The following is a 16,245-nucleotide window of genomic DNA, read 5'->3' as shown; positions in this document are numbered from 1 at the left end:
GGTTGCCGAGTGGTTGGCGAAAAATCGGGCCGCAAGACCCTGTTCCGCTCCCGTATCGAAGCCGGCACGCTATCTCAAGTCACCTTTAGTGAGAGGCACAGCCCCTGCGCCCCGATCCCAGCTGTCCCGCTGCGGCACAGTCTTAATCACGTTTTTACCCCTCCGTCCTAAGCAGGCGTGATGTGGTGGTCCGGGGTCAACCCGCCCGCACTGCAAACATGGTTGGGAAAGCGAGCGGCACAGCTGATGGCGGATATTGATTGCCACCCCGAAGCGCAGGAAGACGCACGAATCGTGATGCTGATCGATGATGAGCCCGCGCAAAGCCGGCTGATCACCGCGATTGCTGCTCGCGATGGCTGGCGCACCGTGGTTGCGCCCGATGCTGAAACGGCGATCGCCATGCTCGGCACGCGCGAGGGGATGCAGCTCTCCGCGATCCTGCTCGATCAATGGGTGCCGGGCGATGATGCCTGCACGCTGATCGCGGAGCTGAAATCGCGCCGCCCTGCCCTGCCGATTCTGATGCTCACCACCAGCGCCTCTCCGCTGCTGGCAGTCGAAGCGATGCGGGCAGGTGCAAGCGATTATCTTGTGAAGCCCGTTTCGCCTGACCGGCTGATGGAGGCGTTGCGCACCGTCACCACCCGCGAAGCCCCGCGCCACGAACTTGCGCCGCTGACCGAAAAAATGGCCGCCCATCTCGATTTCGACGCGATGATCGGCACCGCGCCGCAATTCCGCGCCGCGCTGGCGCAGGCTGCCAAGGCCGCGCGTGGGCATGGCCATGTGCTGATTGAAGGCGAAAGCGGCACCGGCAAGGAAATGCTGATGCGCGCGATGCACGGCGCGTCCCCGCGCGCCAAGGAAGCCTTGCGGATCGTCAACCTCGCCTCGATTCCCCCCGGCTCGATCGATTCGGTGCTGTTCGGTCACGAGCCCGGCAGCTTTCCCGGCGCCTTTGACCGCCAGATCGGCGCCTTCCAGCATTGCGACGGCGGGACGCTGATCCTCGACGAGATCGACCGCCTGACACCAGCGCTCCAGCAACGCCTCGCCGAAGCGCTGGAAACCGGCATCATCCGCCCGGTGGGCGCAAGCTACGGCTTCCGCGTCGATGTGCGCCTTCTGGTCACCAGCAATGTCGGGCTGGAACGGATCGTGGCCGCAGGACAATTCGACGCAGACCTTGCCGCAAAGCTGAGCGCGACCCGCATCCTGCTGCCCGCGCTGCGGGATCGCACGGGCGACATCCCGGCGCTGACCCGCCACTTTCTCGCCCGGATCGGCGAACAGCCGGGGCTCAATCACCTTTCGGTCAGCGATTCCGCACTGGCGCTGCTCGCCGCCTATGACTGGCCGGGCAATGTCCGCCAACTGCAATCGGTGCTGTTCCGCGCAGCAGTATATGCAGAAGGCAATTCGCTCACCGCCGACAGCTTTCCGCAGCTTTCGGAAATGCTTGGCGAACAGGGCAGCGTGACGACGGCGAGCGCGCACGAAGGCGTGGGCATCATGCTCTACACCCCAGACGGCAATCTGCGCCCGCTCGAGGAAATCGAAGCCGACGTGATTCGCCTCGCCATCGGCCATTATCGTGGCCGCATGACCGAAGTGGCGCGCCGGCTGGGGATCGGGCGCTCGACGCTCTACCGCAAGCTTAGCGATCTCGGGATCGACAACGCTGCTTGATTGCCGCGCACGCCCGGCCTAGCCCTGCGGTGATGACAAGCATTCAGGATTTTGCCGGGCGCACGGCGCTCGTCACGGGGGCGGCTTCGGGGATCGGAGCGGCCTGTGCCAAGGCATTCGCGGCGCGCGGCGCGGCGAAGCTGTTTCTGGTCGATGTGGATGGCGCTGCCATGGAGGCGCTAGACCTCGGGGCGTGCGAGGTTCATCGCATCACCGGCAGCGTTGCCGACGAGGGCCTTTGGCAGGCGCTTGAACCCCGCTTGACCGGTTTAGACCACGCCGTGGTCAACGCAGGCATAGGTTCGGGCGGCCCTATTGCCGGGCTTGCGCTGGCCGAATGGCGCCGGGTGATGGCGGTGAACCTTGACGGTGCCTTCATGACGCTGGCGACGTCGCTCAGAGCGATGGACGGCAAGGCGGGCAGCGTCGTGGTGGTCGCCTCGACCACGGGCCTCAAGCCGGTGCCGGGGATCGGGCCCTATGGCGTGTCCAAGGCGGCGGTTGCCCACATGGCCCGGATCGCGGCCGCCGAAAACGCCAGAAAAGGCATACGTGTCAATGCGATAGCCCCAGGCGGAGTGGACACTGCGATCTGGGAAAGCGGTGAGGACTTTCAGCGCTCGGTCGCCGCGATTGGCCGGGAGGCGACCCTCAAAGCGATGGCCAAGACCACGCCGCTGGGCCGCTTTGCTTCGTCAGAGGAAATGGCCGACAGCATCCTCTACCTGCTGAGCGATGCCGCCTCGAACATCACGGGCCATGTGATGGTCTCGGACGGCGGGTTTACGCTCTGATGGATTGCCGGAGGGGATTTCCTACACTAACCCTTTGAAATGTTTCACGTCAAACATTGCGTCCGCCTGATTGGCATCAGGCTGGCTCGATGGAGAAACCCGCCACCGCGGCCGGCTCCTTGTGGCCTGGGTGATACATATCCATGTAGATCATCGTCGTTGCCGGGGTGCTGTTCTGGCAGGTCACCTCGTAACCGTCGATGATCCGTTCATAGACCCCTACCCCGAAACTGCCGACCCGCGCATAGGTCGGCCGCTTGCCATCGGCGCAGCGCAGGCGATTGAGGTAGGCACGCTGGCCGCCGGGCATGTCGGCCCGCACCGGGTTCTTTTCGCTGCCGAGCGGGTGTGCCTGCGCTTTCTCGATCAGCTTGTCGAGCTTCTTGCCGGCCACCACCTTGGTGCCGAAGATATCGACCGTGTCCTGCGCCGCCAGCGGGACCGCGATCGCCGCCGCCAGTCCCGCGAGCATGAGTGCTCTGAGCATCATCCGCCTCTCTCCCCGATCAGCGGACCGCGATCGCCGCCGCCAGTCCCGCGAGCATGAGTGCTCTGAGCATCATCCGCCTCTCTCCCCGATCACCGCGCAGGTTGCGCAAAGCAGCCGCTCCGGCAAACGACCTCACCAGGTGAACGTCTGGCTCGCCAGCGTCGCGCTGGTGTTGCCTTTCAAGGTCATGGTCAGGCGCTTAGCCTTCCAGTCGATGTCGACCAGCCCGTAATTCTCCTCCGAGAAGAACTTAGTCACGCGCGCCGGATCAGGCTCGCGCGCGGTGCTGCGATCATTGTCGCTGCCGAAGGAGAGGTTGAGCGACGAGCTGGTCAGCTCCCACATCGTCTCGCCCTTGTGCGCGGCCTTGTAGATGCCGGCTGCATGGCGATCACCGGACAGGATCACCAGACCGCTGGCCGCGCGGTTCTTGAGCGTCTCCAGCAGGCGGTTGCGCTCGACCGGCATATTGGTCCAGCCTTCGAACTGGTGGGCGGTGGTGATGACCTGGGTTGAGGAAACCACGACGCGCAGATCAGCAGGCTTGGCCAGCTCCTGCTCAAGCCAGGCCCATTGCGCCTCGCCCAGCATGGTCTTGTCGAGGCTATCATCAGGCAGGTAGCCCCCCAGCGGCGGACGGTCCTTCGACCACGCCATGCGCTTCAGGTCAGAACGGAAATAGCGCGTATCGAGCAGGATCACCTGCACCCGCTTGCCCTCCGGCCCGGTGATGGTGCTGTCATAGACGCCGGGGCGCGAGCGCACAGCATCCGACGATCCCCAGAAGCTCTCGAACAGCGCCTCGCCCCAGCGCCGCATCGGGAAGCTGCCGCCGGCATCATTGAGGCCGTAATCATGGTCGTCCCAGGTCGCCATCATCGGATACTTCGCCCGGAACGCCTTGAATTCGGGATGCGAGGCCTGGAGCGCGTAGGCGCGGCGCAGGCTCTCCAGCCCGGCATCCGCGTCCCAGCCATTGTCGCCATAGACATTGTCGCCGATCATAAGGAACAGCTGCGGATTGGCCGAGGCGATCTGCGCCCACATATGCTGCGGCGCGGATTGGTGGTTGCAGCTGCCGAAGGCGATCCGGGTCAGCGGCGTCGCCGGGCTCAGCGACGGGTTCGGGCCTGCCACCGGCATTTCGACCTGCTGGCGCAGCGCTTCATAATAGGGCTGGAGCAGCTGGTCGGGAGTAAGGCTGACCGGCACCGGTGCGGTACGGGCCGGGGCAGGCTCGTCGTCATGCGCCATGATCGGCGCGGCGAGCAAGCCGGCGGCAGCAAGAGTGGTGGCAGCGAGCAGCGAGAGGCGCATGGGAATGACTCCTAGAGGGGTTGTGCGCAAGACTTGTGGCCCCGCTCCGTGACAGAAGAATGGCGGCAGGAAAAGCCTGTTCAGAGCGGCGGCAACTGGCTGAAATCAGTCAGCCCGGCATCGCGCAGGCCGCGCCACACATTGCGCGCCTGCACCGTCTCGGCGACATCGTGGACGCGCAGGAGATGCACGCCTGCCTCCATCGCCTTGACCGCCAGCGTGATCGATCCGGCGAGGCGCTGGTCTGCCGCTTCTTCGTTCGAGAGCGCGCCGATCATCCGCTTGCGGCTCGCCCCCAGCATCAGCGGGCTGCCAAGCGCATGGAACAGCGGCAGGGCGTTCATCAAGGCGAGATTTTCGCCAAGTGACTTGCCGAAGCCAATGCCGGGATCGAGGATGATGCGATCCTCGGCAATGCCCGCAGCAATGGCGCGCGCGCGAGCGGATTTGAGAAAGTCGAACACCTCGCTGACGACATCGGCATAATCGCCGCCCTTGTGCAGATCTTCGCCAGCCCCCGGTGCATGCATCAGCACCACGGTGCAGCCGCGCGCAGCGACCAACTCGATCGAGCGCGGGTCATAGCGCAGGGCGGAAACATCATTGGCCATATGCCCGCCCGCATCCAGCCCCGCCGCCAGCACGCCCGCACGGCGGGTGTCGAGGCTGATCGCCGCCCCCATGCTGGCACAATATTCGACCGCGGGGACAATTCGGCGGATTTCCTCATCCTCGAAGGTCGCCGAAGCACCGGGGCGCGTGCTCTCCCCGCCGATATCAATGATCGCCGCGCCTGCTTCCAGCATAGCCGCGGCATGGGCGCGACCAGCTTCGAGGACATCATGCTGGCCGCCATCGGAGAAGCTATCGGGGGTGACGTTGAGGATGCCCATCACCTGCGGCTGATCGAACCGGATGGTCCGCTCGCCCAGTTGCAGCGGGGCATGAACCTTGCTGAGGTTGGTCCACTGCGCCGCTGCCTCATCGGCTGGATCGCCCGACAGGCGCGCCATCGCCCCTTCGATCGCATCGCGCGTGCCGGTAATCCGCTGTACCACCGCGCCATCCTGTCGCACGACCAGCGCAAACTCGCGCGCGTAGGCCATTGACCCACCGAGCCGGACAGCATCGCCCTCCACTGCCTGCGGGCCGGAGACGAGCGTGAGCGGATGGAGATAGACTGCCTGAGACATATCATCAGACCTTAGGCGCCCGCGCCGCACAGGCAAAGCCCGCGTGCGCCAATGCACCAGCCAAACGCACAGAAAAAGGCCGCGCCGTTGCCAGCGCGGCCTTCATCGAGCGTGGGACCCTGACCTCGGCTTAGCGGCCGAACTTCACCCGCACCCCGGCCGAAATGATCGACTGGCCAGTTTCCACACCCAGCGTGGCGGGCAGCAGGTTGAGCGGCACTTCGGCGGTGTCGGTGCGATCGCGCCAGGTGTACTGGCCGAAGATTTCCGCATTGTCCGACAAGGCGAAGCTCGCACCCGCCATCAGCTGGTAGGCAAAGCCGCCGTCATTGTCGTCGGCCACGTCCACGCCCGAAGGACGGAACTGAATGTCAGCCCACTGGTAACCGATGCCGGCGCCGACATAGGGCTTGAACGAAGAGCCGGTGTTGATGTCGTAGAACACGTTGCCGAACAGGCCAAAGTTCGAAACCCGGCCCCGGCCATCGGCGATCACCGCACCAACGGTCGGGTTGGTAGCAGCCGGTGCACCGCGGGTGAGAACGGCCACATCAACGCCGTCGATGTTGGCGCCGCCGACGGTCAGACCCGAATGACGATCGACGTCATAACGGGTGTAGGAGCCTTCCAGCTCAACCCGGAAACCGTTATCGAAAGCATAGCCGATCTGGCCGTTGATGGCGTAGCCGTTGTCGAACTCGGTGTTCCAGCCCAGCGGAGTGTCGGCCGGGATCGCGCCGAAATCGTCGGTCGCAGGAACGGTCGCGTCGAAAGCGCCGCTGTTGTTGCTGTCACCGGGCAGCACAAGGCCACCGCTCAGGCCGATATAGGGGCCTTCCTTTGCCGAAGCCGCTGCGGGGAACAGGGCCATCGCGGCGGCACCCGCGGCGATCAGGCCGAGCTTGTTCTTCATGGTCATTTTTTCCTCATGCTTTTGTGGCCGGTCGGTCAGGGGGAGATGACCGGCGCAAGCTTTACGAGGAAGCAGGGCCTTGAGTTTCCGCGAGATGCGATGAATTGTGTCTGCGGCAAGACCGCCCGAATTATCGGACAAGTCGTTCATTTTGCAGCAATGTTCGCTGGACGCAGATTCTAGTCTTCCGAAGCCAGCAGGTACAGCTGGCGCGCTGCATCGATCGGCTGGACGTCGCCCGCCGTCTCATAGTGCCAGAAAGACCAGCCGTTGCATGAGGGCGCGCCCTGCAATTCCTTGCCGAGCCCGTGGATCGATCCGGTCTTGCCCTGACATTCCAGACTGCCGTCGGCGCGCACGGTTGCGATCCAGCGGCGCTTCTTGTCGAACACAGTGCTGCCCGGCGGGATCAGCCCGTTCTCGACCACCGCGCCGAAGGCCACCTTGGGCGCGGTGCGGGGCGATTGCATCGTGGTGAGCGCGCTTTCATCGAGCGGCAGTTCCCTGGCGATGCGCTTTTCGGCGACACTGCGGTAGAAATCCTCGCGCTCGCAACCGATCCACTCACGGCCAAGCCGCTTGGCGACCGCGCCGGTGGTGCCGGTGCCGAAGAACGGATCGAGCACCACGTCGCCCTTTTCGGTGGTCGCCAGCAGCACACGGTAAAGCAACGCCTCCGGCTTCTGGGTCGGATGCGCTTTCCTGCCGTTTTCCTTCAACCGCTCCGCCCCCGCGCAGATGGGCAGCACCCAGTCCGAACGCATCTGAAGTTCATCGTTCAAGGTCTTCATGGCGCGGTAATTGAAGTGGTAGCGCGCCTTCTCGCCCATGCTCGCCCAGATCAGGGTCTCGTGCGCATTGGTAAAGCGGGTACCCTTGAAATTGGGCATGGGGTTGGTCTTGCGCCAGACGATATCGTTGAGGATCCAGAAGCCCAGATCCTGGAGGATCGCACCGACGCGGAAAATGTTGTGGTAGGAGCCGATCACCCACAAGGCGCCATCCGGCTTCAACACGCGGCGTGCTTCGGTCAGCCATTCGCGGGTGAATTTGTCATAGACTGCCATGGAATCGAACCTGTCCCAATGGTCGGTCACGGCATCGACATGGCTGCCGTCGGGGCGGTTCAAATCGCCGCCCAGTTGCAGGTTGTAGGGCGGATCGGCGAAGACCAGATCGACACTTGCCGAAGGCAGCGAGCGCATAGCTTCGATGCAGTCGCCAGGCAGGATGCGGCCTAACGGCAGATCCGGCGCGCGCGCAATTTCCTGCGTCTTTGCAACGCTTTTTGCCCGCGACTTCACCTTTTCTGTCACACTCACCGGACATGCCCCGCTTGTTACGCCTAGAACTTATCCACAGGCATGAGTCTTTGAAGAGTCCGCGTCAAGCACCTAATTTTGCGGATCTTATGGTTCAGGGTAGGCGCGTAGCACGGAACGAAAGGTGATCGGCACAAGATGTTGAGTCCGCCCGTCCGGGCAAGACTCCAGATGCGGGGGTGTGGCGGCGAAGACTCACATGACGCGCGATTGACCGGGTTGTTGTGCGATTAGATCAGCGACAACTGCGAGACCGGTGCGAAACTGCGGCGGTGGAGCGGCGTCGGCCCATGCAGACGCAAGGCCTCCATATGCTCGGCCGTCCCATAGCCCTTGTTGCGCTCCCATCCGTAATGCGGGTGTACCTGCGCCGCTTCGAGCATCAGCCGGTCGCGCCATTCCTTGGCGATGATCGAAGCGGCCGAGATGCAGGGTTCAATTCCATCCCCGCCCACGATTGCGCGGGCCGGCCAGTCCCAGTCGGCGCAGCGACCCTGCGGCGTCATGTTGCCGTCGATCAGAACCTCGCGCGGCGCGGCGCCCAGCGCGCCTGTCAGGCTGGCCACAGCCCGGGTCATGGCGAGCATGGTCGCCTGGAAGATGTTGACCCGATCGATCTCCTCCGGCTCGACCACTGCCACCGCCCAGCAACAACCCGAACGGATTGCCTGATCAAGCGCGGCGCGGCGCTTGGCGGAAAGGCGCTTGGAATCGTCGAGACCTGCCGGTATCGCTCCGTGCAACAGGACTGCCGCGGCAACGACCGGCCCGGCGAGCGGCCCGCGGCCTGCCTCGTCGACCCCGATCACGAGCGGTTCCCCCGTGACGCTGAAACCCGGAGTGACCCCCAGCATGACCCTCTCATCCCGATTGCTCGCTGCACTTTCCATCCCGGCTCTTGCGCTGGCAAGCTGTGCGAATGCCGAAACCGGGGAAACCGCGCCCACGCCGGTGGCGGTCGAAGGCGCGCCTTTCGCGATGGCCGCAATGGCCACCTTCGAAGAGCCTTGGGCAATGGCCTTTGCGCCCGGGACGCCGGTGCTGTTCGTGACCGAAAAGGCAGGAACGCTGAAGTTCCTCGATACCGCAAGCGGGCAGATCGGCACCGTCAGCGGCTTGCCGAAGGTCGACTATGGCGGCCAGGGCGGGCTTGGCGACATCGCTTTTCTGCCGTCGGAAACCTCCGAGACTCTCGACCGCCGCACGATCTATCTCAGCTGGGCCGAAGCCGGTGAGGGCGACACCCGCGGCGCTGTCGTCGGCAAGGGCGCGCTGGTGTGCGGAGAGGCGGAAAGTTGCACCATCGAAGGCCTCAGTGTGATCTGGCGTCAAAGCCCCAAGGTGACGGGACGCGGGCATTATTCGCACCGCCTAAGCATCTCGCCCGACGGCAGATATCTCTTTGTGGCGAGCGGCGAGCGGCAGAAGATGCAGCCCGCGCAGGACACCACCAACAACCTCGGCACGATCGTGCGCCTCAACCTCGACGGCACACCCGCCGCAGGCAATCCGATGGCCGAAAAGGGCGGCGTAACGGCTGAGATCTGGTCGTACGGCCATCGCAACATTCTCGGCATGGATTGGGATGCGCAAGGCCGCCTGTGGGAAGTCGAACATGGCCCGGCTGGCGGGGATGAACTCAACCTCGTCATGCCCGGCGCCAATTACGGCTGGCCGGTGCGATCCAACGGCGATCATTACAACGGCGATCCGATCCCCGATCACGATCCGGCTGACGGCTTTGCCCAACCCGCGCTCAGCTGGACCCCGGTGATCGCGCCGGGCGACATGGTTGTCTACAAGGGCGGGATGTTCCCCGGCTGGGAAGGCCGCGCGCTGATGGTCGGCCTCGGCTCGCAGGCGCTGGTCGAGGTCGCATTGGAAGGCGAAACCGCGCGTGAGATTGCTCGCTGGGAGTTCGACAACCGCCTCAGGGCGATGGCCGTCGGCCCGGACGGCGCGCTGTGGATCGCCGAGAATGGCAAGGGCGGCAAGGTGCTGAAGCTCGTCGCGCAATGAATGCAGCAACGCCCGCGGCCAGCGCCGCGACCCTGATCCCGCTCGAAGCGGTCGAACCCGCCATGATCGAGGAGGTGCTGGACCGTGCCTTCGGGCCAGATCGCCACGCCCGCACTGCCTATCGCATCCGCGAAGGCATGGGCTGGCTTCCGGGCCTGAGCCTTGCCGCGCTCGATGAAAACGACATGCTGGTGGCGACGATCCAGTGCTGGCCGATCGGCCTGCAGACAAAGCAGGGTCAGGTGCCGCTTGTGATGGTCGGCCCCGTCGCGGTCGTGCCGGAACGGCAGGGCGAAGGCTTCGGCATCGGCTTGATGAGCGCGATGATCGCCGAGGATGCGCGGCTTGCGGCTTCCGGAGGCGCTGCGCTCCCGCAGGTGCTGATCGGGGATGCGGAATATTACGGGCGCTGGGGCTTTTCCGCAGCCATGACCGGGGGGTGGCGCTGCCCCGGCCCCTATGAACCGCACCGCCTGCTTGCCCGCGGCCATGCCCTGGCCGCCATGCCCGCCGAAGGAATGCTGGGCCCCTGGGAGGGGTGAGCAGGGGAAGCTACCCCCTTCACCTCGCCCGTCCCATCTGTCATCCCTGCTACCGCAATGCCTTATGAACCGCCCCCCTACCTCGCCAGCCTGACGCTCGCCGAGATCGCCGAACTGGTCGCACAGCGCAAGCTTCCGCCCGTCGAAGGTTGGGCGCCGCAGGTGGTGGGTGAGAGCCACATGGTGATCGCTGCCGACGGCACATGGTTTCACGAAGGCGGGCCGATCCGGCGCGAGGCAATGGTGCGGGCCTTTGCGGGCCTGCTAACCCGCGACAATGCCGGGCATCACTGGCTCGTCACCCCGTTCGAGAAACTGAGCATCGAGGTCGAGGATGCTGCCTTCATCGCTACCGATTGCGTGCGCGCCGATGATGCCCTGGTGTTCCGGCTCAACACCGATGATCTGGTAATCGCCGGGCCGAACAACCCCTTGCGCGCGGCAGGCAGTGCCGACAATCCGGCGCTCTATCTCCACGTCCGGCGCGGGTGCGAGGCGCGGCTCAACCGATCAACCTGGGCGCAGCTGGCCGACATCGCTCTGGCTGAAGGTGCCGAGGACAATGGCTGGCAGGTGACCAGTCAGGGCGCAACGTTCACCTTGCTGCCATGAGCCTTTACGAACCCCTCGCCCGCGCCTTCGCAGAGGGCCATGCGCGCGATATCCCCGATCTGCTGAGCGACGAGCAGTTCGCCCGTGATGGCCGTGCCACACCCGCTGCGGTGCTGATTGCGATTACCGACGTGCCGCACGATCCGCAGGTGATCCTGACCCAGCGCCCCCGCGCGATGCGCGACCATCCGGGGCAGGTCGCCTTTCCCGGCGGCAAGATCGATCCGGGCGAAGACGCGGTTACGGCCGCCCTGCGCGAGGCCGAGGAGGAGCTTTCCCTGCCGCGCGAGGTGGTGCGGGTGATCGGCACCAGTGATGTCTACCACACCGGTACCGGCTTTCTGGTGACGCCGGTGGTAGGCGTGGTGCCGCCCGGCCTGCCGCTCGTCCCCAGCCCTTCCGAGGTCGAGGCGTGGTTCGAAGCGCCGCTCGGCTTGTTGCTCGATCCCGCGAGCTGGACCATGCACGAGACATTCTGGCGCGGGGCGAACCGGCGCTATCTGGAGATGGACTGGCAGGGCTTCCGCATCTGGGGCGTGACTGCGGCGATCATCGCCAACCTGTCGCGGCGCATTGCATGGGAGGGCCTGTCGGATGCTGCATGATCTGCATGACGCCAGCTGGACACGGCGCGAGGGGCTCGCCCTGCTGACTGCTGCGCTCGGTGCGCCAAACATCCGCTGGGTGGGCGGTGCGGTACGGGACGGGCTGCTGGGCGTGCCGGTGGCTGATGTCGATTGCGCCACGCTGCTGATGCCAGCCGAGGTCATCGCCCGCTGCGGACGCGCCGGGATCCGCACTGTGCCGACCGGGATAGAGCACGGCACCGTGACCGCAATCCTGAAAGACGGGCCGGTCGAGGTTACCACGCTGCGCCGCGACGTGGCGACCGATGGCCGACGCGCCACCATCGCCTTCGCCAGCGATTGGGCCGATGATGCCGCGCGCCGGGATTTCACCATCAACGCGCTCTACGCGCACCCGGAAACGCTCGAAATCGAAGATTTTTTCGGTGGACTGGACGATTTGGCAGAAGGCCGCGTGCGCTTCATCGGCGATGCTCACCAACGCATCGCAGAGGATCACCTGCGGATCCTGCGCTACTACCGTTTCCAGACCCGGTTCGGGGCAGATCTCGATGCCGAAGCCGAGAACGCCTGCCGCGAACTTGCGCATACTTTGAAAGGCCTCAGCCGCGAACGCATCGCTGCCGAACTGCTGGCCCTGCTCACCCTGCCCGATCCCCATGCCACCCTTGTCCGGATGCGGGCGAGCGGGCCATTGGGGGTGATCCTGCCCGAGACCTGCCCGGGACACCTTGCCGCGCTCGAACAGCTGATTGCCGCCGAGGCCAAGCAAGACATCGCACCCGATCCGGTGCGACGCCTCGCCGCGTTGCTGCCGCCTTCGCCCCAAGTTGCCGAGACTGTCGCGGCGCGGCTGAGGTTGTCCAAGACCCAGCGCGGCCGGCTCGTCAGCGCCGCCGAACGCAGGCCTGATGACACCTCCGATCCGCGGGCGCTCGCCTATCGTCTGACCGCCGCAGCGGCCATCGACCGCCTGCTGCTGCTCGGCGCCGATGCACGCCTGCTGATCGATTGGACTGTGCCGGTCTTTCCCATCAAGGGCGGCGCGATCGTCGCGCGCGGGATCACCGCCGGTCCGGAGGTGGCACGCATCCTTCAGGCGGTCGAGGCACGATGGGTTGCCGAAGGCTTTCCCGATTCGATCCGCACTGCCGCCTTGCTCGACGAGGAACTGGCAAAGGCCGCCTCCCAAGGTACGCACGGGGCGAACGGGGCCTAAAGCGGGACGGATCGCCCCTCCCCCGGTTGTCGCCAGCGTCCGTAGCAGGTTAATTTTCCGGTGCGGGCTCGACCGGTGTGCGGCTGCTGATGCGGCCGCGATCCGATCATCCTCTCTGGCCGCATCTGGCCTTCCCATCGCGGCCCTTGGCTGCATCTGCCCGCGTATCCCCCGGAAGCATGCCGCCCTTTCGGCATCGCTTTTCTGTCCAATGAAAGGGAGTTCAAGTGATGAAATCCGCAAAGCTGGCGCTGCTGGCCTCCGTTCTGGCTACCACCCCTGCGGCCGTGCTGGCACAGGACGTCGGCGCAACGATCTTTGGCAGTGACGGAAACCCTGTCGGCACCGTGACCGAAGTTACCGAACAGGTTGTCGTGATCGACACCGGCAAGCACAAGACCCCGGTCCCGCCCAGCATGCTGTTTGACGGCGAGAAGGGCAAAAGCGTCAACGCCACGCAGGAACAGATCAACACGATGATGGATCAGCGCGTTGCCGAAGCCACGGCCAAGCGTGACGCTGCTCTGGTTCAGGGCGCTGCGGTGGTTTCAGCAGGCGGTAGCCCGATCGGCAAGCTGGCCAGTGTCGACATGGCTGCGGACAAGATCACGCTGGAAACCGAAGGCGGCGCGCTGCTGCTCAAGAAGGAGCATTTCGCTGTCAATCCGCAGGGTCAGCTGGCGGTGCTCTACAGCCGTGATCAGATCGCCAAGGCGACCGCGGGGGCGCAAGCAGGCGCAGCCAGCGGCGGCGCGCAGTAAGGTTTATCGCCTTCAGGACACATCAGGGGCCGTGGACTTCGCACCCGCGGCCCCTTTCTTCTGCCCCTCAATCAAACCGGTTCGACTTGGGAAAACCCTGCGGCGGCATCCGCCCGGCCGCCCCGCGGGCGACCTTCCACATACGGATTTCGGTCTCGGTGCGGGTGCGCTCGCCAGAGCCGCCCATCTGCCAGCTCAGGCCATCCGCAAGCACGAAGGTCGTGGCATCCGACAGCCCGCCGTCGCGATAACGCTGCAACTGCACCCCCTGCCCACGCGCCATCACAGGCAGTTCTTCGAGGTTGAACACCACCAGCTTGCGATTGTCGCCGACGCAGGCAACGTGATCGTGGCCATCGCCGATCTGCCGGATCACCTGCAACCGCGCAGCGTCCTTCAAGTTCACCACCTGCCGGCCCTTGCGGGTTTCGGCCAGCAGTTCGTTCATCTCGGCGATGAAGCCCTTGCCGTGGCTCGAGGCGAGCAGCAGCCTGCCGCCTGGGCGATGAACCATCATCGCACTGACGCTCGCTTCGCTTTCAAGGTCGATCATGGTCCGCACCGGCTCACCAAAGCCGCGTGCGCCGGGCAGCTTGTCGCAGCCCAGCGTGAAGAACCGCCCGTCACTGGCCGCCAGCAGCAGCTTGTCGGTGGTCTGGGCGTGGCAGATGAAGGCGAGGCCATCGCCCTCCTTGTATTTGAATTCCTGATCCAGCGGCACATGACCGCTTGCCGCGCGGATCCACCCTTTCTGCGAAAGGATCACCGTCACCGGCGCCTTCTCGATCATCGCCTCCATGCTGAATTCGACCGCCGGGGCAGCCTCGGCAATCAGCGTGCGGCGGCGGCCTAGCACGGTGTCCTCGGCATAGTCCTTGCGCAGATTGCGCAGGTCGCGCTTCAGGCGGGTACGCTGCTTGGCGGGACTTTCGAGCAGGGCCTGCAATTCGGCCTGTTCGGCCAGCAGCTCATCCTGTTCCTTCCTGAGCTGCATTTCCTCCAGCTTGCGCAAGGACCGCAAGCGCATGTTGAGGATTGCCTCGGCCTGCCGGTCGGTCAGGTCGAACTCCGCCATCATCACTGGCTTGGGCTCGTCCTCGGTGCGGATGATTTCGATCACCCGGTCGAGGTTCAAGAAGGCGATGATATAGCCGCGCACCAATTCCAGCCGGTCGGCGATCTTCTCCAGCCGGTGTTTTGCGCGGCGCTGGAGGATGTCGATCTGGGCGAAGGTCCAGCTTTCGAGCAGCTCCTTCAGTCCCATCACCATCGGCGTGCGGCCGAACCCGGGCCGCGCGTCGAGCACGTTGAGGTTGAGGCTGAAGCGCGTTTCAAGGTCGGTAAGCTTGAACAGGCTTTCCTTCAGCAGTTCCGGATCGACATTGCGGCTTTTCGGCACGAGCACGATACGGATCGCCTCGTCGCTCTCGTCACGCACGTCTTCGAGGATGGGGAGCTTGCGGTCCGCAATCAGCTGCGCAATTTGCTCGATCAGCTTGGATTTCGGCACCTGATAGGGGATTTCCGAGATGACCAGTTGCCATTGCCCGCCGCCCAGCCGCTCGATCCCGGCTGCGGCATCATCGGCGTCCTTGGCCTCGGGCGCAGCAAAGCGCCCACGCAGACGGAAAGACCCTCTCCCGGTGCGATAGGCCTCGGCGATGACTGCGGCGCTATCGACGACCTGGCCGCCGGTGGCGAAATCGGGGCCGTGAAACAGCTCCATCAATTGCTCGTGGCTGACCGACGGATTGTCGATCAACGCCAAAGTCGCGTCGATGATCTCGGCGACGTTGTGGCTGGGAATGCTCGTCGCCATACCCACCGCAATCCCGCTCGCGCCGTTGGCAAGCAGGTTGGGGAACAGGCCGGGGAAGATTTCCGGCTCGATTTCCTCGCCATTATAGGTCGGCAGAAAATCGACTGTGCCTTCATCCAGCCCCGCCATCAGTTCCAATGCGGTCCTGGTCAGGCGCGCTTCGGTGTAGCGGTAGGCGGCGGCATTATCGCCGTCGACATTGCCGAAGTTCCCCTGCCCCTCGACCAGCGGATATCGCAGGGCAAAATCCTGCGCGAGGCGCACCATCGCGTCATAGACCGATGCATCGCCATGCGGGTGATACTTGCCGATCACATCGCCGACCACGCGGGCGGACTTCTTGAAGGCACTGGAGGGATCCAGCTTCAGCTGCCGCATCGCCCACAGCAGACGGCGGTGGACCGGCTTCAGCCCGTCGCGCAGATCGGGCAGCGAGCGTGCGGTGATGGTCGAGAGGGCATAGACGAGATAGCGCTCGGACAGCGCGGCATCGAAGGGCGCATCGACGATCGCATCGAAGCCGTCGTCAGGGGTGTCGGTGATGGTCGGATCAGACATGGCCCTTCGTCTAGCAACCCGCGCCCGCGCGCGGGAGAGGGCTTTCCACAGGCTTGGGCCCTTACATGCGCCTCAGATCATTGCTTTCGGACGGGACGCTGACCCTCAGACCGTCCATCTCGGCGGTCAGTTCGATCTGGCATGACAGGCGGCTGGTGCGGCGCGCGCCGGCAGCGAAATCGAGCATGTCTTCCTCTTCCTCCGAGGCCGGAGGAAGGCGATCAAACCATTCGGCGGCGACGATCACGTGACAGGTGGAACAGGCCATCTGTCCCTCGCAGGTGCCTTCCAGCGGCAGCCCTGCCGCCTGCCCGACATGCAGCAGGTTGTCGCCCGGTTCGGCGGTCGTTTCCACCGGCTTGCCGCGCGGATCGATAAAGGTGACGCCAATCGTTTCCTTTGGGATG

The 16,245-nt window shown here is 64.9% G+C and carries 16 protein-coding genes; 8 read left to right on the top strand and 8 right to left on the bottom strand.

The window, feature by feature from the left end:
• Nucleotides 1-246 precede the first annotated feature (246 nt).
• Both CHX26_RS07520 and CHX26_RS07515 read left to right on the top strand, forming a co-directional pair.
• Nucleotides 247-1,692, top strand: a complete 1,446-nt coding sequence (locus tag CHX26_RS07520; protein WP_104941836.1) for a sigma-54-dependent transcriptional regulator — start codon at nucleotides 247-249, stop codon at nucleotides 1,690-1,692.
• A gap of 32 nt (nucleotides 1,693-1,724) precedes the next feature.
• Nucleotides 1,725-2,486: an SDR family NAD(P)-dependent oxidoreductase gene (locus CHX26_RS07515; protein WP_104941835.1), complete on the top strand. Its 762-nt coding sequence runs from the start codon at nucleotides 1,725-1,727 to the stop codon at nucleotides 2,484-2,486.
• Nucleotides 2,487-2,562: 76 nt separating this feature from the next.
• On the opposite strand, the gene CHX26_RS07510 is transcribed toward CHX26_RS07515, so the two are convergent.
• From CHX26_RS07510 to CHX26_RS07485, 6 genes are all read right to left on the bottom strand, one after another.
• Nucleotides 2,563-2,976, bottom strand: a complete 414-nt coding sequence (locus CHX26_RS07510) for a hypothetical protein (RefSeq protein WP_104941834.1) — start codon at nucleotides 2,974-2,976, stop codon at nucleotides 2,563-2,565.
• A gap of 132 nt (nucleotides 2,977-3,108) precedes the next feature.
• Entirely contained in the window at nucleotides 3,109-4,293 is a 1,185-nt protein-coding gene (locus tag CHX26_RS07505; protein ID WP_233997325.1) for an alkaline phosphatase D family protein, read from the bottom strand.
• Nucleotides 4,294-4,373: 80 nt separating this feature from the next.
• Nucleotides 4,374-5,486, bottom strand: a complete 1,113-nt coding sequence (gene folP / locus CHX26_RS07500; protein ID WP_104941833.1) for a dihydropteroate synthase — start codon at nucleotides 5,484-5,486, stop codon at nucleotides 4,374-4,376.
• 130 nt (nucleotides 5,487-5,616) lie between these two features.
• Nucleotides 5,617-6,405, bottom strand: a complete 789-nt coding sequence (locus CHX26_RS07495) for an outer membrane protein (protein WP_172449740.1) — start codon at nucleotides 6,403-6,405, stop codon at nucleotides 5,617-5,619.
• Nucleotides 6,406-6,578: 173 nt separating this feature from the next.
• Nucleotides 6,579-7,721, bottom strand: a complete 1,143-nt coding sequence (locus CHX26_RS07490) for a site-specific DNA-methyltransferase (RefSeq protein WP_442956924.1) — start codon at nucleotides 7,719-7,721, stop codon at nucleotides 6,579-6,581.
• Nucleotides 7,722-7,951: 230 nt separating this feature from the next.
• On the bottom strand, nucleotides 7,952-8,575 hold the full coding sequence (locus tag CHX26_RS07485; protein ID WP_104941830.1) for a ribonuclease HII: 624 nt from the start codon (nucleotides 8,573-8,575) through the stop codon (nucleotides 7,952-7,954).
• Here CHX26_RS07485 and CHX26_RS07480 point away from each other — a divergent pair.
• From CHX26_RS07480 to CHX26_RS07455, 6 genes are all read left to right on the top strand, one after another.
• Nucleotides 8,574-9,740: a PQQ-dependent sugar dehydrogenase gene (locus CHX26_RS07480; RefSeq protein ID WP_104941829.1), complete on the top strand. Its 1,167-nt coding sequence runs from the start codon at nucleotides 8,574-8,576 to the stop codon at nucleotides 9,738-9,740. The two genes, CHX26_RS07485 and CHX26_RS07480, sit on opposite strands and share 2 nt — an antisense overlap.
• Nucleotides 9,737-10,282 carry a GNAT family N-acetyltransferase gene (locus tag CHX26_RS07475; RefSeq protein ID WP_104941828.1) on the top strand — a complete coding sequence of 182 codons (546 nt, stop codon included), beginning with the start codon at nucleotides 9,737-9,739 and terminating at the stop codon, nucleotides 10,280-10,282. Before CHX26_RS07480 ends, CHX26_RS07475 begins: the two co-directional genes overlap by 4 nt.
• 57 nt (nucleotides 10,283-10,339) lie before the next feature.
• Entirely contained in the window at nucleotides 10,340-10,894 is a 555-nt protein-coding gene (locus CHX26_RS07470) for a DUF1285 domain-containing protein (protein ID WP_104941827.1), read from the top strand.
• Nucleotides 10,891-11,499, top strand: coding sequence for a CoA pyrophosphatase (locus CHX26_RS07465; RefSeq protein WP_104941826.1), 609 nt, complete (start codon nucleotides 10,891-10,893; stop codon nucleotides 11,497-11,499). The genes CHX26_RS07470 and CHX26_RS07465 overlap by 4 nt, the downstream gene beginning before the upstream one ends.
• Nucleotides 11,489-12,700: a CCA tRNA nucleotidyltransferase gene (locus CHX26_RS07460; RefSeq protein ID WP_104941825.1), complete on the top strand. Its 1,212-nt coding sequence runs from the start codon at nucleotides 11,489-11,491 to the stop codon at nucleotides 12,698-12,700. Before CHX26_RS07465 ends, CHX26_RS07460 begins: the two co-directional genes overlap by 11 nt.
• 230 nt (nucleotides 12,701-12,930) lie before the next feature.
• The gene (locus tag CHX26_RS07455; protein WP_104941824.1) at nucleotides 12,931-13,461 is read left to right on the top strand and encodes a hypothetical protein; all 531 of its coding nucleotides are present in this window, start codon (nucleotides 12,931-12,933) and stop codon (nucleotides 13,459-13,461) included.
• Between the two features lie 67 nt (nucleotides 13,462-13,528).
• On the opposite strand, the gene parC is transcribed toward CHX26_RS07455, so the two are convergent.
• Both parC and CHX26_RS07445 read right to left on the bottom strand, forming a co-directional pair.
• Entirely contained in the window at nucleotides 13,529-15,838 is a 2,310-nt protein-coding gene (parC, locus tag CHX26_RS07450) for a DNA topoisomerase IV subunit A (RefSeq protein ID WP_104941823.1), read from the bottom strand.
• Between the two features lie 61 nt (nucleotides 15,839-15,899).
• Nucleotides 15,900-16,244 (bottom strand): 2Fe-2S iron-sulfur cluster-binding protein, encoded by a 345-nt coding sequence (locus CHX26_RS07445; RefSeq protein ID WP_442956927.1) that lies wholly within the window; start codon nucleotides 16,242-16,244, stop codon nucleotides 15,900-15,902.
• Nucleotide 16,245 lies beyond the last annotated feature (1 nt).

Origin of the sequence: Porphyrobacter sp. HT-58-2, assembly GCF_002952215.1 — a bacterium.
In the GTDB taxonomy this organism is placed as follows: Bacteria; Pseudomonadota; Alphaproteobacteria; order Sphingomonadales; family Sphingomonadaceae; genus Erythrobacter.
The sequence above is the reverse complement of the archived record's forward strand: the minus strand, read 5'-3'. Positions and strand labels throughout refer to the sequence as shown.

Coding starts and splice junctions, on each gene's coding strand:
- CHX26_RS07520 (WP_104941836.1), top strand. CDS start 247: ATGGCGGATATTGATTGCCACCCCGAAGCGCAGGAAGACGCACGAATC.
- CHX26_RS07515 (WP_104941835.1), top strand. CDS start 1,725: ATGACAAGCATTCAGGATTTTGCCGGGCGCACGGCGCTCGTCACGGGG.
- CHX26_RS07510 (WP_104941834.1), bottom strand. CDS start 2,976: ATGATGCTCAGAGCACTCATGCTCGCGGGACTGGCGGCGGCGATCGCG.
- CHX26_RS07505 (WP_233997325.1), bottom strand. CDS start 4,293: ATGCGCCTCTCGCTGCTCGCTGCCACCACTCTTGCTGCCGCCGGCTTG.
- folP (WP_104941833.1), bottom strand. CDS start 5,486: ATGTCTCAGGCAGTCTATCTCCATCCGCTCACGCTCGTCTCCGGCCCG.
- CHX26_RS07495 (WP_172449740.1), bottom strand. CDS start 6,405: ATGACCATGAAGAACAAGCTCGGCCTGATCGCCGCGGGTGCCGCCGCG.
- CHX26_RS07480 (WP_104941829.1), top strand. CDS start 8,574: ATGACCCTCTCATCCCGATTGCTCGCTGCACTTTCCATCCCGGCTCTT.
- CHX26_RS07485 (WP_104941830.1), bottom strand. CDS start 8,575: ATGCTGGGGGTCACTCCGGGTTTCAGCGTCACGGGGGAACCGCTCGTG.
- CHX26_RS07475 (WP_104941828.1), top strand. CDS start 9,737: ATGAATGCAGCAACGCCCGCGGCCAGCGCCGCGACCCTGATCCCGCTC.
- CHX26_RS07470 (WP_104941827.1), top strand. CDS start 10,340: ATGCCTTATGAACCGCCCCCCTACCTCGCCAGCCTGACGCTCGCCGAG.
- CHX26_RS07465 (WP_104941826.1), top strand. CDS start 10,891: ATGAGCCTTTACGAACCCCTCGCCCGCGCCTTCGCAGAGGGCCATGCG.
- CHX26_RS07460 (WP_104941825.1), top strand. CDS start 11,489: ATGCTGCATGATCTGCATGACGCCAGCTGGACACGGCGCGAGGGGCTC.
- CHX26_RS07455 (WP_104941824.1), top strand. CDS start 12,931: ATGAAATCCGCAAAGCTGGCGCTGCTGGCCTCCGTTCTGGCTACCACC.
- parC (WP_104941823.1), bottom strand. CDS start 15,838: ATGTCTGATCCGACCATCACCGACACCCCTGACGACGGCTTCGATGCG.